Raw genomic sequence first — 16051 nt, 5'->3', positions numbered from 1 at the left:
CGGCTCACAGGTCGACGCTCGACATCAGCGCGCCCAGCTCCGTGCCGCTGACCACGCGCGTGTGGCCCGGCTTGAGCCGTCCGAGCCGGATGGACCCGAAGCGGGTCCGCACGAGGCGGGTGACGGGGTGGCCCACGTGCTCGAGCATGCGGCGCACGACGCGGTTCCTGCCCTCGTGGAGCTCGATCTCGACGACGGACGCGTTGGGCAGGGTCTCCAGGACGGTGAAGCGGTCCGCGCGGGCGGGCCCGTCCTCGAGCTCGACGCCCTCGCGCAGCCGCCGCGCGAGGCCGCGATTGACCTCGCCCTCGACCGTCGCGACGTAGGTCTTGGGCACCTCGTAGGAGGGGTGGGTCAGGCGGTGGGCGAGCTCACCGTCGTTGGTGAGGAGGAGCAGGCCCTCGGTCTGCTCGTCGAGCCGCCCGACGTGGAAGAGCCGCTCGGTGCGGTCGCTGACGTACTGCGAGAGGTCGGGGCGCCCCTGCTCGTCCCTCATCGTCGACACGACGCCGACGGGCTTGTGCAGGGCGAGGGTGAGCTTGGTGTCGTCGAGCTGGAGCCGCACCCCGTCGACGTGGATGACGGCGGTCGTCGGGTCCACCCGGGTGCCGAGCTCGTCGACGACGTGACCGTCCACGCGGACCCGTCCGGCGGCGATGAGGCCCTCGCAGGCGCGCCGCGAGCCGTACCCGGCGCCGGCGAGCACCTTCTGGAGCCGGATGCCGCTCGGCTCGTGTGGGTCGGTGCTCATCGCAGCTCAGCCTCCAGGTCGTCCAGCGTGTCGAGGTCGGGAAGGTAGGGCGCGAGCGGGGGCAGGTCGGCGAGCGAGCCGAGCCCCATGCGCTCGAGGAAGTAGGAGGTCGTGCGGTAGAGCAGGGCGCCGCCGTCCTCGTCGTGTCCGGCCTCCTCGATCAGGCCGCGCGCCAGCAGTGTACGCACGACGCCGTCGACGTTGACGCCACGGATGGCCGCGATGCGGCCGCGGGAGACGGGCTGCCGGTAGGCGACGACGGCGAGCGTCTCGAGTGACGCCTGGGTGAGGCGCGCCGTCTGGCCGTCGACGACGAAGCGCCCGACGACGTCCGCGTACTCCGGCGCCGAGTAGACGCGCCACCCGCCGGCGAGCTCGCGCAGGACGAAGCCGCGCGGCCGCCCGCCTCGCTCCCCCGCGTACTCCGCGGCGAGCTCGGTGAGGAGCTCCACGACCTGCCCGGTGGGCAGCCCGAGCACGCTCGCCAGCTGCGCGGCGGGGACCGGTTCGTCGACGACCATGAGCACTGCCTCGATCGCGGCGAGGTGCTCGCGGGGCATGGCGTCGTCGGGCACCGCCTCGTACTCCGGCAGCGCCGGACCGCCGCTGGTCCCGGCCTCACTCATCGGGGCTCTCCTCGTCCTCGGGGGCGTCGTAGTCGTCGGCGACGGCGATGTCGCCCTCCTCGGTGCCGGACCACCGTACGGTCAGCTCGCCGAGCGGGGCGGCCTGGTCGAAGGAGATCGCCCCCTCCCGGAAGAGCTCGAGCAGCGCGAGGAACCGGGAGACGACGACGGCGGTCGAGTCGGCGTCCGCGGTGAGGGTGCGGAAGCTGGCGCTGCGCACCCGGCGCAGGCGGTCGACGAGCAGGGCCGCCTGCTCGCGCACCGGCACCACCGGTGCGTGCAGGTGACCGAGGTCCACCTGCGGCGGCCCGGGCTTGGGTGCGAACGCCGCGGCCGCGAGCTCGGCGAGCCGCTCGGGGCCGACACGGATGACGAGCTCGGGCAGCAGGGCGGCGAAGTGCGGCTCGAGCCCGACCGACCGCGGGTAGGAGCGCACGCCCACGGCCCAGCGGCGGTCGAGGTCGTCCGCGACCTCCTTGTACGCGCGGTACTGCAGGAGCCGGGCGAAGAGCAGGTCGCGGGCCTCGAGCAGCTCGAGGTCCTCCTCGTCCTCGACGGCCCCACGGGGCAGCAGGCGGGCGGCCTTGAGGTCGAGGAGGGTCGCCGCGACGACGAGGAACTCGCTCGCCTGGCCGAGGTCCCACTCGGCCTGGCCGGCGAGGTGACCGATGAACTCGTCGGTCACCTGGGCGAGCGCGACCTCGGTGATGTCGAGCTTGTGCTTGGCGATGAGCGAGAGCAGGAGGTCGAACGGGCCGGTGAAGTTCTCCAGCGTGACCGCGAACGGCGTGCGGCCCGCGGGCTCCGGTGCGGTGGCCTGCGCCGACGGCCCGGGATGCCGGGAAGGGGCCGCGGCCGCCTCAGGCGACGTCACCGCGGGCGACGAGCTCACGGGCGAGGCGGCGGTAGGCCTCGGCACCCGAGTGGGTCGGGGCGTAGCTCGTGATCGGCTCGGTGGCGATGGTGGCGTCGGGGAACTTGATGGTCCGGTTGATGACGGTCTGGAACACCTGGTCCCCGAAGCCCTCCCGCACCCGCTCGAGGACCTCCCGGGCGTGGAGGGTGCGCCCGTCGTACATCGTCACGAGGATGCCGTCGAGCTGGAGGCGCGGGTTGATCCGCTCGCTCACCTTGTCGATGGTCTCCATGAGGAGGGCGACGCCGCGCAGCGCGAAGAACTCCGCCTCCAGCGGGATCATGACGCCGTGGGCGGCGGTCAGCGCGTTGACGGCGAGCAGGCCGAGGGAGGGCTGGCAGTCGACGAGGATCACGTCGTAGTCGTCGGCGACGGGGCGCAGCACGCGGGTGAGCGCCTGCTCGCGCGCGACCTCGGTGACGAGGGTGACCTCTGCCGCAGACAGGTCGATGTTCGCCGGGACGATGTCGAGCCCCGGAACGGCGGTCTCGTGGATGATCTCGCGCACGTCGGAGCGCGGCTCCATGAGCACGGAGTAGATCGTCCGGTCGAGCTCGTTGGCGTTGATCCCCAGGCCCGCGGAGGCGGCGCCCTGGGGGTCGAAGTCGACGATGAGCACGCGGCGGCCGTACTCCGCCAGGGCGGCCCCGAGGTTGATCGTCGTCGTCGTCTTGCCCACCCCGCCCTTCTGGTTGCACATCGCGATGATGCGCGCCGGGCCGTGGCCGTCGAGCGGCGCCGGCTCGGGGAAGTCGGCGGCCTGCCCGGACGTGGCGTCGATCAGGGTCGGCTGCTGTGGGTCGGTCACGGCTCCACGTTAGTTCGCCGGGGCCGTCCAGGGCGAGCAGGCGCGCGGACAGGCGCGCCGTGAGTGTGCCGGGAACCAGTCCGTGGACCGCGGCGCGCCCCTCCTCGGGACCCGAGATGCGCGCCGGCCACGCGGCGCACATCCTTGCCCTACCGACCAGAGGAGGACCGATGGGACTCGGCGACATGGCAAAGAATGCCAAGGACGCTCTCACGGGTGACACGGACAAGGGGTTCGACAACCAGGCGCCAGGGGATGACGCCGGTAGCGGCAACCCGGGACCGGCAACCGACGACCACGTCGGGGGCGAGCACGTCGCCGACGCGAGCAGCGGCAACCCGGGGCCGAGCACCGACGGCGTGAACGCCGTCGGTACCGCCGCCGGCAGCGAGAAGACCTCCGGCACCACGACCGCCGGTGCGACCAGCCCGGGGCCCGACTCCACCGATGTCGCGGGCCGGCACCGCGCCGACGGAACTCCGGACGCCGACGGCACTGCGGGCAGGGCGGACGGCTCGGAGAACCCCGGCCCGAGGAAGCACGGCGCCTGACAACGGCGGCTGGGTGCGGTCACGACCCCGTACCCAGCCGCCGCCTGGGCGGAGGGGCCGGACGCGTCCCGCCCGGGACGTGGTTAGCCGACGCACGTCCCCGACACGAGGGGCCTGAGGGCGATCGGGGCTGCGGTCGCCCTCAGCCGCGGGCGCGCGGGTGGGCCGTGGCGTAGACCTCGCGCATGGCCTGGACGGTGACCTGGGTGTAGATCTGCGTGGTCGTCACCGAGGCGTGCCCGAGCAGCTCCTGGACCACGCGCACGTCGGCGCCGCCGGCGAGCAGGTGGGTGGCGAAGGAGTGGCGCAGCGTGTGCGGCGAGACATGCTCCCCCAGGCCGGCGCGCGCACCCGCGGTCTGCAGCACCGCCCACGCGCTCTGCCGGCTCAGCGGACCGCCCCGCCGGTTGAGGAACAGGGCCGCGGTGCCCCGGCCGGCGCGGGCGAGCTCGGGCCTGGCCCGCACGACGTAGGCCTCGACGGCGTCGATCGCGTAGCGGCCCACGGGCACCACCCGCTCCCGCCTCCCCTTGCCGAACAGGCGCACGGTGCCAGCGGCGAGGTCGAGGTCGTCGGCGGACAGGCCCACGGCCTCGCTGATGCGCGCACCCGTCCCGTAGAGCACCTCGAGCAGCGCCCGGTCCCGCAGCGGCACCGGTCCATCCCCCAGGGAGGCGGCCTCGAGCAGCCGCTCGACGTCGTCGGTGCTCAACGCGTGTGGCAGGCGGCGGGTCGCCGCCGGGGCCCGGACGTCGGCACTCGGGTCGTGGGAAGCGTGTCCCTCGAGGACCGCGAAGCGGTGCCAGCCGCGCACCGCGACCACCGCACGCCCGGCGGAGGAGACCGCGAGCGGTCGTCCGCCGTCCGACCCGGTGCGCAGCGTCTCGACGTACTCGGCGACGTCGTTCTCCACGACGTCGCCCAGCCGGCGCCGTCCACGGCCGTCCAGGTAGGCGACGTAACGGCGCAGGTCCCGCCGGTACGCCGACAGGGTGTGGTCGCTGAGACCGCGTTCGACGCCGAGGTGGGCGAGGTACTCCTCCAGCGCCCGTTCCAGCGCCCCGGCGGTCGGCGCTCCCGCGCGCGGGACAGTGGACCGCGCGGGTGACGACGTCGTCGTGCGGGTCACGCGGGCCCCTAGAACGGCAGGAAGGGGTCGACCGCGACGGCGACGAAGACGATCGTCAGGTAGGTGATCGAGGCGTGGAAGACCTTCATCGCCGCCAGCTTGCCGCGCTCCGGGTGGCGTGCCCGCACGAGGAGCCGGACACAGCCCGCGAGGAACCACGCACCGGCGGCGCCGGCGATCACCGCGTACACCCACGTCATGCCCGCGACCGGCACGAGGACGAGGGAGCAGGCCACCATGGCCGCGCCGTAGCCGAGGATCTGCACGGCGACGGTCGCGTTGGACGCCACGACCGGCAGCATCGGGACGTCGGCGCGTGCGTAGTCCTTACGGAAGCGCATGGACAGCGGCCAGTAGTGGGGCGGCGTCCAGAAGAAGATGATCCCGAACAGCACGAGGGCGGGCCACTGCACGGTGCCGGTGACGGCCGACCAGCCGATGAGCACCGGCATGCAGCCGGCAGCCCCACCCCACACGATGTTCTGGCTGGTCCGGCGCTTGAGCAGCAGCGTGTAGCCGACGACGTACATGGCGATCGCCGCCAGGGACAGCCATGCCGAGGCCCAGTTGACGAGGAGACCGAACCACAGCACCGCGAAGACCCCGAGTGCGATCGCGAAGACCGTGGCCTGCCGCACCGAGAGCACGCCGGTGACCAGCGGCCGCTGCTTGGTCCGGTTCATCAGCCGGTCGATGTCCCGGTCGAAGATCATGTTCCACGTGTTCGCCGACCCGGCAGCCGCGTAGCCGCCGACCATCGTGAACACCGTGCGCCACAGGCCCGGCCATCCGTCGGCCGCGAGGAAGAGAGTGGGCACCGTCGTGATGAGGAGGAGCTCGACGATGCGCGGCTTGGTGAGAGCGACGTAGGCCTTGAGCCGGTCGGTGCGGCTCGTCGTCGGGCCGGTGGGACCGGGGCTCGACCGGAGCGTCGAACGGTCGGACACGTGGTGTGTCACCTCCTCGGTCTGGCGCCCGAGCGCCGAGTCACTACGCACGCGTCGTTCCACTCCCTGTCTCGCGCTCCGACCGTTGCGGGCAGCGCGGGTCTGACCATCCTAAGGTGCAGGCCCAGCGGATGCGGCCAGCCACCGGTGACCATTTGCTCACACCGCCCGGAAGGGCGGTGACGGCAACCGGCGTGCGACGTCGGCACCAACTGGCAACAATCTCCTTGCGGCTCGCAGCGGCGGATAGGGTCGGTACATCCGTGTCCAGGGCCGGGTCCCGGCCCGACGAGTCAGACGTACACCGAGGGAGACCTAGTGAGCGACAGCACCACCAGCACCGGCTGGACCGATCTCGACCGCCGGGCGGTCGACACCGCCCGCGTCCTCGCGGCGGACGCCGTGCAGAAGGTCGGCAGTGGCCACCCCGGGACGGCGATGAGCCTGGCCCCCGCGGCCTACCTGCTCTACCAGAACGTCATGCGGCACAACCCCGCGGACCCGCACTGGCTCGGGCGGGACCGGTTCGTGCTGTCGGCCGGCCACAGTGCGCTCACCCAGTACATCCAGCTCTACTTCTCCGGCTACGGGCTCGAGCTCGAGGACCTCCAGGCGCTGCGGACCTGGGGCTCCCTCACCCCGGGACACCCGGAGTACCGCCACACCGACGGCGTCGAGGTCACCACCGGGCCGCTGGGCCAGGGACTCGCGAACAGCGTCGGCATGGCGATGGCGGCGCGGCGTGAGCGCGGTCTGCTCGACCCGACGGCCGCCGCGGGCACCAGCCCCTTCGACCACAACATCTACGTCATCGCCTCCGACGGCGACCTGCAGGAGGGCGTGACGTCCGAGGCCAGCTCGCTCGCCGGCGTCCAGGAGCTCGGCAACCTCATCGTCATCTGGGACGACAACCGCATCTCCATCGAGGACGACACGAACATCGCGTTCAACGAGGACGTGCTCGCCCGCTACGCCGCCTACGGCTGGCACACGGAGCGGGTCGACTGGACGAACGGGGACACCGGGTACACCGAGGACGTCGACGCCCTCGCCGCCGCACTCGAGGCGGGCAAGGCCGAGACGAAGCGGCCCACGCTCATCGCCCTGCGCACCATCATCGGCTGGCCCGCCCCGACCAAGCAGAACACCGGCGCGATCCACGGCTCGGCGCTGGGCGCCGAGGAGGTCCGCGGTCTCAAGGAGATCCTCGGGTTCGACCCGGAGCAGGACTTCGAGGTGACCGAGGAGGTCATCTCCCACGTGCGTGCCGTGCGCGACCGCGGGGCCGCCGCCACCGCCGAGTGGGAGAACTCCTACCAGGCGTGGCGCACCGCCAACCCCGAGGGTGCCGCGCTGCTCGACCGCCTCCGCGCCCGCGAGCTGCCCGAGGGCTGGGCCGACGCCCTGCCGACCTTCGAGGAGGGCAAGGCCGTGTCCACCCGCTCGGCCTCCGGCTCGGTGCTGTCCGCCCTCGCCCCCGTGCTCCCCGAGCTGTGGGGCGGCTCGGCCGACCTCGCCGGCTCGAACAACACGACGATGAAGGGCGAGCCGTCCTTCCTCCCGGTCGAGCGCTCGACCGAGATGTTCCCGGGCAACCCCTACGGCCGCACGCTGCACTTCGGCATCCGCGAGCACGCGATGGGGTCGATCCTCAACGGCATCACGCTCCACGGGCTCACCCGCCCCTACGGCGGCACCTTCCTCACCTTCTCCGACTACATGCGCCCCCCGGTGCGGCTCGCCGCCCTCATGGGTATCCCGAGCACCTTCGTGTGGACGCACGACTCCATCGGCCTGGGTGAGGACGGGCCGACGCACCAGCCGGTCGAGCACCTCGCCGCGCTGCGCGCCATCCCCGGGCTCGACGTCGTCCGGCCGGCGGACGCCGCCGAGGTGGCCGTCGCCTGGCGCACGATCATCGAGAACACCGAGCGTCCCGCCGGCCTGGTCCTCACCCGTCAGAACGTCCCGAACCCGGCCCGCGGCTCCGGTGCCGCCGAGGGCGACACCCTGGCCAGCGCCGAGGGCACGGCCCGCGGCGGCTACGTCCTCGCGGAGGCGACCGGGGGCGCGCCCGACGTCATCCTCATCGCCACCGGCTCCGAGGTCCAGATCGCCCTCGCGGCCCGTGAGACGCTGCAGGCGGAGGGCGTCGCGACCCGCGTCGTGTCGATGCCGTCGCGCGAGTGGTTCGCGCTCCAGGACGACGCCTACCAGGAAGAGGTCCTGCCTTCCCGCGTCAAGGCGCGTGTCTCCGTCGAGGCAGCCATCGCCCAGGGCTGGCACGAGATCGTCGGCGACGCGGGCCGGTGCGTGAGCCTGGAGCACTACGGGGCCTCGGCCGCCTACGAGCGCCTGTACGAGGAGTTTGGCATCACCGCCGAGGCGACCGTCGCCAAGGCGCGCGAGTCGCTGGCAGCCGCGGGGCACGAGGCCCCGGGCACGGACCAGGAGGCGGCACCCGGAGGCACCGGGGACCTGCCCAAGTAGCCACGTCGGGCCCGGCGGCGACCCGCCGCCGGGCCCGCGCTTCAAGGAGGAGCAATGACGAACCACCTCGCCGAGCTCAGCACCCTCGGGGTGTCGATCTGGCTGGACGACCTCTCGCGTGAACGCCTCGAGGGCGGTGGCGCGCAGTCGCTGGGCTCACTCATCGCCGACGACCACGTCGTCGGGGTGACGACCAACCCGTCGATCTTCGCGTCGGCGCTGTCCGAGGGGACGCGGTACGACGCGGACCTCGCGGCCCTCGCGGCCGACGGCGCCGACGTCCCCACCGCCATCACCTCCCTCACCACCGCGGACGTGCGCAGCGCGTGCGACCGCTTCGCCGAGGTCTTCGAGCGCACCGGCGGGGTCGACGGGCGGGTCTCCATCGAGGTCGACCCCTACCTCGCCCACGACACCGAGGCCACCACCGCCCAGGCACGCGAGCTGTGGCAGCTCGTGGACCGTCCCAACCTGCTCGTCAAGATCCCGGCCACCGCCGAGGGCCTGCCGGCGATCACCGCAGCCACCGCGGAGGGCATCAGCGTCAACGTCACGCTCATCTTCTCCCTCGACCGCTACCGCGCGGTCGCCGCCGCCTACATCGACGGCCTGGAGCAGGCGCAGCGCGCGGGGGTGGACCTGTCCACCATCCACTCGGTCGCCTCCTTCTTCGTGTCACGGATCGACACCGCGATGGACGCCGAGCTCGACGCTCTCGACACGGACGAGGCCCGGGCGCTGCGTGGAGAGGTCGCCGTCGCGAACGCGCGCCTCGCCTACGAGGCGTTCGAGGAGATCTTCGCGACCGAGCGCTGGGCCGACCTCGCGGCGGCGGGCGCGCACCCGCAGCGGCTGCTGTGGGCCTCGACCGGCGTCAAGGACCCCGCCTACCGGGACACCCGGTACGTCGAGGAGCTCGTCGTCGACGGCGTCGTCAACACGATGCCCGAGCCCACCCTGCGGGCGGTCGCGGACCACGCCGAGCTGCGTGGTGACACCGTGCGCGGCGGTTACGCCGAGGCCCGCGAGGTGCTTGCGACGCTCGAGCGCCTCGGCGTCTCCTACGCCGACATCATGGAGCGCCTGGAGACCGAGGGTGTGGAGAAGTTCCAGCAGAGCTGGGACGAGCTGACCGAGCGCGTCTCGACCGGACTGCAGGTGCCGGGCCGGCAATGAGCCCGGTCAACGCGGTCGTCACCTGGGCCGGTGACGAGGACGCCGCGGTCGTCGAGGTCAGTGCCACGGGGGCGGCGGCGGAGGCCGTCCACGCCGCCGTCCCCGAGCTGCTCATCGCACGGGTCGCCTCCCGCCTGGCCGCCCAGGACCCCTCCGTGTGGGGCGCCGAGCTGGTGGACGCGGTGCGCGACCGGCTCGGCTGGACCGACCTGCACGAGGCGTCGGGGGACCTCGTGGACCGGCTCACCGACCTGCGCCGTGAGCTGCGCGCCGAGGGGCTCGACCGGGTCGTCCTCGCCGGGATGGGCGGCTCCTCCCTCGCCGCCGAGGTCATCACCGGCAGCCGCGGGGCCCCTCTCACGGTCCTGGACTCGACCGCCCCCGCGCAGGTCGAGCGCGCGCTCGAGGGGGACCTGGCCCGGACCGTGCTCGTCGTCGCGTCACGGTCGGGCACGACCGTGGAGACCGACGCCCACCGCCGGGCCTTCGTCGCCGCCTTCCGGGCTGCGGGCCTCGAGCCCGCGCGTCACGTCGTCGTCGTCACCAAGCCGGGCTCACCGCTCGAGGAGCTCGCCCGTGCCGAGGGCTACCGGGCCGTGTTCCCCGCCGACCCCCGGATGAGCGGGCGGTTCTCCGCCCTGTCGGCCTATGGCCTCGTCCCCAGCGCCCTGGCGGGCGTCGATGTCCGTCGCGTCCTCGACGAGGCGGCCGAGGTCGCGCCGTTCTTCGCCGAGGACAGCGAGGCGAACCCGGCGCTCGTGCTGGCGACCGCCCTGGCCGCCACCCGGCCGCTCCGCGACACCGTGCTGCTCGCCGACGCCGGCAGCGGCCTGTACCACTTCGGGGACTGGGCCGAGCAGCTGCTCGCGGAGTCCCTCGGCAAGGGCGGTCGCGGGCTGCTGCCCGTCGTCGTCGACGACGACGCTCCCGAGCTGGCGACCCCCGGCGCGCGCACGCTCCCGGTGCTGCTGTGCCCGCTGGTCCACGACGACGCAGCCGCCGAGGTCGAGGAGATCGCCGATGCGACCGCACCGACGGACCACGTCGCGGTCAGCGGCGAGTTCACCGGGGACACGGACACCACCAGCGACGAGCGCGCCCTCGCCACGGAGGTGACCGTCGCCGGCTCGCTCGGCGGGATGCTCCTGCTCTGGCAGCACGCCGTCGCGATCGCCGGCCACCTCCTCGGCGTCAACCCCTTCGACCAGCCCGACGTCGAGGCGACCAAGGCCGCGACCCGGGAGTTCCTCGGCGGCATGCCCTCGCTCGAGCCCCCCGCCTTCGAGGACTCCGGCGTCGAGGTCCGTGCGCCGCGGGCGCTCCTGCGCGGCGTCGGGACGGTGGCCGACGCCGTCGCCACGCTGCTCAACCGGATCGACCCCGACGACGGGTACCTCGCCGTCCTCGCCTACCTCGACCGGGAGGGTCGCGCGCCCGAGCTCCTCCGGGGGGTGCGGGACGGGCTGGCGCGCCGCACCGGGCGCCCCGTGACGTTCGGGTGGGGACCGCGCTACCTCCACTCCACCGGCCAGCTGCACAAGGGCGGGCCGCCGCACGGGGTGTTCCTCATGATCACCGGCGGGCCCAGCCCGCACGTGGCCGTCCCCGGCCACGACTTCGACTTCGCCGAGCTCGTCGCCGCCCAGGCGGACGCCGACGCCCGCGTGCTCGGCGGGCTCGGCCGGCCGGTGCTCCGGCTGCACGTGGACACCCCCGACGCCCTCGCGTGGCTCACCGGTAGTCTGGCGCGCCGAAGCACCTCCTGACCCCCCGCGAGGAGACCATGAGCACCGCACCAACTCCGCCGGGCAACCCCCTGCGCGACCCCAGGGACCGTCGGCTGCCGCGCATCGCCGGGCCGGCGGGACTGGTGATCTTCGGCGTCACCGGCGACCTCGCCAAGCGCAAGCTGCTGCCGGCGATCTACGACCTCGCCAACCGGGGTCTGCTCCCGCCGTCCTTCGCGCTCACCGGCTTCGCCCGCCGCGACTGGTCGACCGAGGACTTCGCGCAGATCGTCCACGACGCCGTGCGCGAGCACGCCCGCACGGAGTTCTCCGAGCGGACGTGGGAGCAGCTCGCGTCCGGCTTCCGCTTCGTCCAGGGCGAGTTCGACGACGACGCCGCGTTCGACACGCTCGCGCAGACCGTCGCCGACCTCGACACCGAGCGCGGCACCGGCGGGAACCACGCGTTCTACCTGTCCGTGCCACCGCGGTCCTTCCCGCTCGTGCTCAACCAGCTCAAGCGGTCCGGACTGTCGGAGCCGACGACCGACGCGTGGCGCCGCGTGATCATCGAGAAGCCCTTCGGGCACAACCTCGAGTCGGCCCAGGAGCTCGACGCCGTCGTCTCGGAGGTGTTCCCCGAGGACTCGGTCTTCCGCATCGACCACTACCTGGGCAAGGAGACCGTCCAGAACATCCTCGCGATGCGCTTCGCAAACCAGCTCTTCGAGCCGGTGTGGAACAACCACTACGTCGACCACGTCCAGATCACCATGGCCGAGGACATCGGAATCGGCAGCCGCGCCGGCTACTACGACGGCATCGGCGCTGCCCGGGACGTCATCCAGAACCACCTGCTGCAGCTCCTCGCGCTCACCGCGATGGAGGAGCCCTTCGCCTTCGACGCGAACTCCCTGCGCCGGGAGAAGGAGAAGGTGCTCTCCGCGGTCCGGCTCGGCGACGACCTCGCCACCTCGACGGCGCGCGGCCAGTACGCGGCCGGGTGGCAGGGTGGGGAGCACGTGCGCGGCTACCACGAGGAGAACGGCATCGCGCCGGACTCGATCACCGAGACCTACGCGGCCATGCGCCTGGAGGTCGACTCCCGCCGCTGGGCCGGGGTCCCCTTCTACCTGCGTGCCGGCAAGCGGCTCGGGCGGCGCGTCACGGAGATCGCCGTCGTCTTCAAGCGGGCCCCCCACCTGCCCTTCGACCTCGGTTCGTCCGGCGAGCTGGGCCAGAACGCCGTCGTCTTCCGGGTCCAGCCGGACGAGGGCGTGACGATCCGCTTCGGGGCCAAGGTCCCCGGCACCGCGATGGAGGTGCGCGACGTGTCGATGGACTTCGGCTACGGCAACGCCTTCACCGAGAACTCCCCCGAGGCCTACGAGCGGCTCATCCTCGACGTGCTCCTCGGCGACCCGCCGCTGTTCCCCCATCAGCGGGAGGTCGAGCTGTCCTGGCAGATCCTCGACCCGATCACGGAGTTCTGGGAGTCCCACGGGCGCCCCGAGGCCTACCGGCCGGGGTCGTGGGGCACCGCAGGCTCGGACGAGATGTTGGCACGCGACGGCCGCCGCTGGCGGATGCCGTAGAGGAGACGAGCATGATCACCACGATGCACGCGACGACTTCCGCCGCGGTGAGCAGCCGCCTCTCGGCCATGCGCCGCTCCAGCGGCGCCAACTCCTTCACCCGGGTCCTCACCCTCATCATCGTCGCCGACGACCTCGAGGCCGCCGAGCACGGGATCAGCGCCGCCAACGGTGCGTCCCGGGAGCACCCCTGCCGGATCATCGCCGTCGTCCCCCGGGACGGCGACGGTCCCGCAAGCATCGACGCGGAGATCCGCGTCGGAGGGGACGCCGGCCTCAGCGAGGTCGTCATCCTTCAGCCTTCCGGTGAGCCGGCCGACGCCGTCGACACCCTCGTCATGCCCCTCCTGCTGCCCGACGCACCGATCGTCGTGTGGTGGACGGGGCAGCCTCCCGCCGAGCCGAGCCGTGACCCGCTCGGGGCGATGGCCCAGCGGCGGATCACCGACGCCACGGCGTCGGCCGACCCGCTCAGCACGCTGCGCTCGCTCGCGCCGGGCTACGCCCCTGGCGACACCGACCTCGCGTGGTCCCGGGTCACCCTGTGGCGCGGGCTCCTCGCCGCGACGCTCGACGAGCCGCCGTACGAGCCGATCGTCGCCGCCCGTGTCACGGGCGCGAAGGGCCGGCCGTCGGTGTACATGCTCGCCGCCTGGCTCGCCGACGCCTTCGGCGTCCCGGTGGAGGTCGGCGTCGAGGACTCCAAGGCCGTGACCCACGTCGAGCTCGAGCGGGCCAACGGCTCGATCACGCTGCGCCGCAAGCCCGGCGCGAGCGTGGCCATCCTCAGTCGTCCCGGCCGCATCGACCAGCGGATCAACCTGGTGGAGCGTGCCCTGGCGGACTGCCTCACCGAGGAGCTGCGTCGCCTCGACGCGGACGAGACCTACGGGCGGGTGCTCACCCAGGGCCTCCCGCTCATCGCCCCGCCGAAGGAGTCCTCATGACCCATCCGTCCTCCCCCGTCGTCGTCCACCCCGACGGCGAGCTGCTCGCCCGGGCGACCGCGGCGCGCTTCCTGCTCGCCCTGGTCGACGCGCAGTCGGTGGCCAGTCCGGTGCACGTGGCCGTCACCGGGGGCAGCATCCTCGTCGACGTCCTGCGCGCGGCCGCCGCCGACCCGTTGCGGGAGGCCGTCGACTGGAGCACGGTCCACGTGTGGTGGGGCGACGAGCGCTTCGCGCCCGCCGGGCACGCGGACCGCAACGACGGCGAGGCGATGGACGCCCTGTTCAGCCGGGTGCCACTGCCGGAGGAGAACATCCACGCCGTGCCCGGCCCCGACGCCGTCGCCGACGTCGCGGCCGCTGCCCGGGCCTACACCGAGGAGCTCGCGCGGCACGCCGCACCCGGGTCCGAGGTACCCGAGCTGGCGGTCGTGCTGCTCGGGATGGGTCCCGACGGGCACGTCGCGTCCCTGTTCCCCGGCCGTCCGAGCCTGGAGCACGGCTCCCTCGGCGCGCTGGCGGAGACCGAGTCGCCCAAGCCGCCGCCGGAGCGGGTCAGCCTCACCCTTCCCACGCTGTGCTCGGCGCACCAGGTGTGGCTCGTCGTCTCCGGTGAGGGCAAGGCACAGGCCGTCGCCGCCGGGCTCGGCCGGACCTCGCTCCCCGCGTCCGAGGGCGGCACCGACGACGGCGCGAGCGTCCCTGCCGGGCGTGTCCAGGCCCAGGGCCGGACGCTGTGGCTCGTGGACGTCGCCGCGACGAGCGCGCTGGGCTGACCCGACACAAAGATCGTGTGTGGTTCGGGTCCCAGGAGGACCCGAACCACACACGATCTGTGCTGCTGGTGCAGGGGCCTACTTGCCGCCGCGACGCGCGCGCAGGGCGGCGAGGGCCTCCTCGAGGAGCGCCTCACCGTCGGCGTCGCTGCGCCGCTCCTTCACGTACGCGAGGTGCGTCTTGTACGGCTCGTTGCGGGGCGCCTCCGGGGGCGCCGACTGGTCCTGGCCGGCGGGCAGCCCGCAGCGCGGGCAGTCCCACGTCTCGGGAATGACGATCTCCGGCTCCTTGGCGAAGCTCGGGCGCGTCTCGTGACCGTTGGCGCACCAGTAGGTCACGCGCACCCGGGGCGCGGCCTCGCCGCGCTCCTGCTCGCCCATGGGTCCCGCGCCGACGCGTGACCCGCGGATCGCACTTCCACCTGCCATGTACCCAGCCTCCTAGACGAACCGCTGCATGAGGCCGAGCAGCACGATGGCCGTGGCCCAGATGACCGAGATGCCGATCGTGATGCGGTTGAGGTTCCGCTCCGCCACCCCGGAGGAGCCGATCGACGAGCTGATCCCGCCGCCGAACATGTCCGAGAGCCCACCGCCCTTCCCCTTGTGCATGAGGATGGACAGGATGAGGAAGATGCTGGTGAGGACCAGCAGCACCTCGAGAACGATCCGGAGGGCATCCACGAGCCGGGGGCTCCTTTCGGTGGCGGGCGGGCGCGGCTGACCGCGACCTGTCAAGGATAGGTGATCACCCCGCCGTCGGGGACCACCTTTGACGGAGACACGCCAGGGTCCCCGGCGACGTGCGCCGGGGACCCGGGATGCTCAGGCGTGCTGCTGGTACCGGACGATCGCCGCGAACTCCTCGGCCTGGAGGCTCGCGCCGCCGACGAGGGCGCCGTCGACGTCCTCCTTGGCCATGATCGAGGCGACGTTCCCGGACTTCACCGAGCCGCCGTACAGGACGCGGACGGAGTCGGCGACCTCCTGGTCGTAGAGCTCGGCCAGCCGGCCACGGATCGCTCCGCAGACCTCCTGCGCGTCCTCGGGGGTCGCGACCTCGCCCGTGCCGATGGCCCACACGGGCTCGTAGGCGACGACCGTCTTCGCGGCCGCGTCGCGGTCGAGCCCGGCGTAGGCGCCGTCGACCTGGGCGAGGGTGTAGGAGACCTGGTCACCGGCCTGCCGGACGTCCAGCCCCTCCCCCACGCAGATGATCGGGGCGATGCCGTGCGCGAGTGCCGCCTTCGCCTTGGCGCCGACCAGCGCGTCGTCCTCCGCGTGGTACTGCCGGCGCTCGGAGTGGCCGACGACGACGTAGCTGACGCCGAGCTTGGCGAGCATCGGCGCGGAGATCTCGCCCGTGTACGCGCCCTTCTCATGGGCGGACACGTCCTGGGCGCCGTAGCGGACACCGAGCTTGTCGCCGTCCACGAGGGTCTGCACCGAACGGAGGTCGGTGAAGGGCGGCACGACGACGACCTCGACGGTCTCGTAGTCGTGCTGCTTGTCCTTCAGCTCCCACGCGAGCTTCTGCACCAGGTGCGTGGCCTCGTGGTGGTCGAGGTTCATCTTCCAGTTGCCCGCCATCAGCGGGGTGCGGTTCGTCATG

At 73.0% G+C, this 16051-nt stretch carries 16 protein-coding genes; 7 read left to right on the top strand and 9 right to left on the bottom strand.

The window, feature by feature from the left end:
• Positions 1–4: 4 nt before the first annotated feature.
• Genes VR894_RS13175 through VR894_RS13160 form a run of 4 tightly spaced genes read right to left on the bottom strand, consistent with a single transcriptional unit; the run spans position 5 to position 3101 of the window.
• Entirely contained in the window at positions 5–751 is a 747-nt protein-coding gene (locus VR894_RS13175; RefSeq protein WP_324652225.1) for a pseudouridine synthase, read from the bottom strand.
• On the bottom strand, positions 748–1377 hold the full coding sequence (scpB, locus tag VR894_RS13170; RefSeq protein WP_324652223.1) for an SMC-Scp complex subunit ScpB: 630 nt from the start codon (positions 1375–1377) through the stop codon (positions 748–750). The genes VR894_RS13175 and scpB overlap by 4 nt, the downstream gene beginning before the upstream one ends.
• Positions 1370–2269 carry a segregation and condensation protein A gene (locus VR894_RS13165; RefSeq protein ID WP_416380837.1) on the bottom strand — a complete coding sequence of 300 codons (900 nt, stop codon included), beginning with the start codon at positions 2267–2269 and terminating at the stop codon, positions 1370–1372. Before VR894_RS13165 ends, scpB begins: the two co-directional genes overlap by 8 nt.
• The gene (locus VR894_RS13160) at positions 2238–3101 is read right to left on the bottom strand and encodes a ParA family protein (RefSeq protein WP_324652221.1); all 864 of its coding nucleotides are present in this window, start codon (positions 3099–3101) and stop codon (positions 2238–2240) included. The genes VR894_RS13165 and VR894_RS13160 overlap by 32 nt, the downstream gene beginning before the upstream one ends.
• Positions 3102–3286: 185 nt before the next feature.
• Here VR894_RS13160 and VR894_RS13155 point away from each other — a divergent pair, with 185 nt between their 5' ends.
• On the top strand, positions 3287–3652 hold the full coding sequence (locus VR894_RS13155) for a hypothetical protein (protein WP_324652219.1): 366 nt from the start codon (positions 3287–3289) through the stop codon (positions 3650–3652).
• 142 nt (positions 3653–3794) lie between these two features.
• On the opposite strand, the gene xerD is transcribed toward VR894_RS13155, so the two are convergent.
• Together xerD and VR894_RS13145 are read right to left on the bottom strand one after the other, a co-directional pair.
• The gene (gene xerD / locus VR894_RS13150) at positions 3795–4709 is read right to left on the bottom strand and encodes a site-specific tyrosine recombinase XerD (RefSeq protein WP_324652383.1); all 915 of its coding nucleotides are present in this window, start codon (positions 4707–4709) and stop codon (positions 3795–3797) included.
• 80 nt (positions 4710–4789) lie between these two features.
• Positions 4790–5728: a heme o synthase gene (locus VR894_RS13145; protein WP_416380843.1), complete on the bottom strand. Its 939-nt coding sequence runs from the start codon at positions 5726–5728 to the stop codon at positions 4790–4792.
• Positions 5729–6046: 318 nt separating this feature from the next.
• Here VR894_RS13145 and tkt point away from each other — a divergent pair, with 318 nt between their 5' ends.
• Genes tkt through pgl form a run of 6 tightly spaced genes read left to right on the top strand, consistent with a single transcriptional unit; the run spans position 6047 to position 14439 of the window.
• Complete coding sequence (tkt, locus tag VR894_RS13140) at positions 6047–8218, top strand: transketolase (RefSeq protein WP_324652216.1); 2172 nt, start codon at positions 6047–6049, stop codon at positions 8216–8218.
• 54 nt (positions 8219–8272) lie between these two features.
• Positions 8273–9394: a transaldolase gene (gene tal / locus VR894_RS13135; RefSeq protein ID WP_324652214.1), complete on the top strand. Its 1122-nt coding sequence runs from the start codon at positions 8273–8275 to the stop codon at positions 9392–9394.
• Positions 9391–11160, top strand: coding sequence for a glucose-6-phosphate isomerase (locus VR894_RS13130; protein ID WP_324652212.1), 1770 nt, complete (start codon positions 9391–9393; stop codon positions 11158–11160). Before tal ends, VR894_RS13130 begins: the two co-directional genes overlap by 4 nt.
• 17 nt (positions 11161–11177) lie before the next feature.
• A complete protein-coding gene (zwf, locus tag VR894_RS13125) occupies positions 11178–12716 on the top strand; it encodes a glucose-6-phosphate dehydrogenase (protein ID WP_324652210.1) in 1539 nt (512 codons plus the stop codon).
• Positions 12717–12727: 11 nt separating this feature from the next.
• Positions 12728–13663 (top strand): glucose-6-phosphate dehydrogenase assembly protein OpcA, encoded by a 936-nt coding sequence (locus VR894_RS13120; RefSeq protein ID WP_324652208.1) that lies wholly within the window; start codon positions 12728–12730, stop codon positions 13661–13663.
• Positions 13660–14439, top strand: coding sequence for a 6-phosphogluconolactonase (gene pgl / locus VR894_RS13115; RefSeq protein WP_324652206.1), 780 nt, complete (start codon positions 13660–13662; stop codon positions 14437–14439). The genes VR894_RS13120 and pgl overlap by 4 nt, the downstream gene beginning before the upstream one ends.
• A 78-nt stretch (positions 14440–14517) precedes the next feature.
• Here the strand turns inward: pgl and VR894_RS13110 are convergent, their stop codons facing one another.
• The 3 genes from VR894_RS13110 to tpiA form a co-directional block, all read right to left on the bottom strand.
• On the bottom strand, positions 14518–14868 hold the full coding sequence (locus VR894_RS13110) for an RNA polymerase-binding protein RbpA (protein WP_324652204.1): 351 nt from the start codon (positions 14866–14868) through the stop codon (positions 14518–14520).
• Between the two features lie 12 nt (positions 14869–14880).
• A complete protein-coding gene (gene secG / locus VR894_RS13105) occupies positions 14881–15123 on the bottom strand; it encodes a preprotein translocase subunit SecG (protein ID WP_324652203.1) in 243 nt (80 codons plus the stop codon).
• Positions 15124–15264: 141 nt separating this feature from the next.
• Complete coding sequence (gene tpiA / locus VR894_RS13100; protein WP_324652202.1) at positions 15265–16050, bottom strand: triose-phosphate isomerase; 786 nt, start codon at positions 16048–16050, stop codon at positions 15265–15267.
• Position 16051 lies beyond the last annotated feature (1 nt).

Source organism: Georgenia sp. H159 (genome assembly GCF_035607575.1).
Taxonomy (GTDB): Bacteria; Actinomycetota; Actinomycetes; order Actinomycetales; family Actinomycetaceae; genus Oceanitalea.
This window is presented reverse-complemented; position numbering and strand designations above follow the sequence as displayed.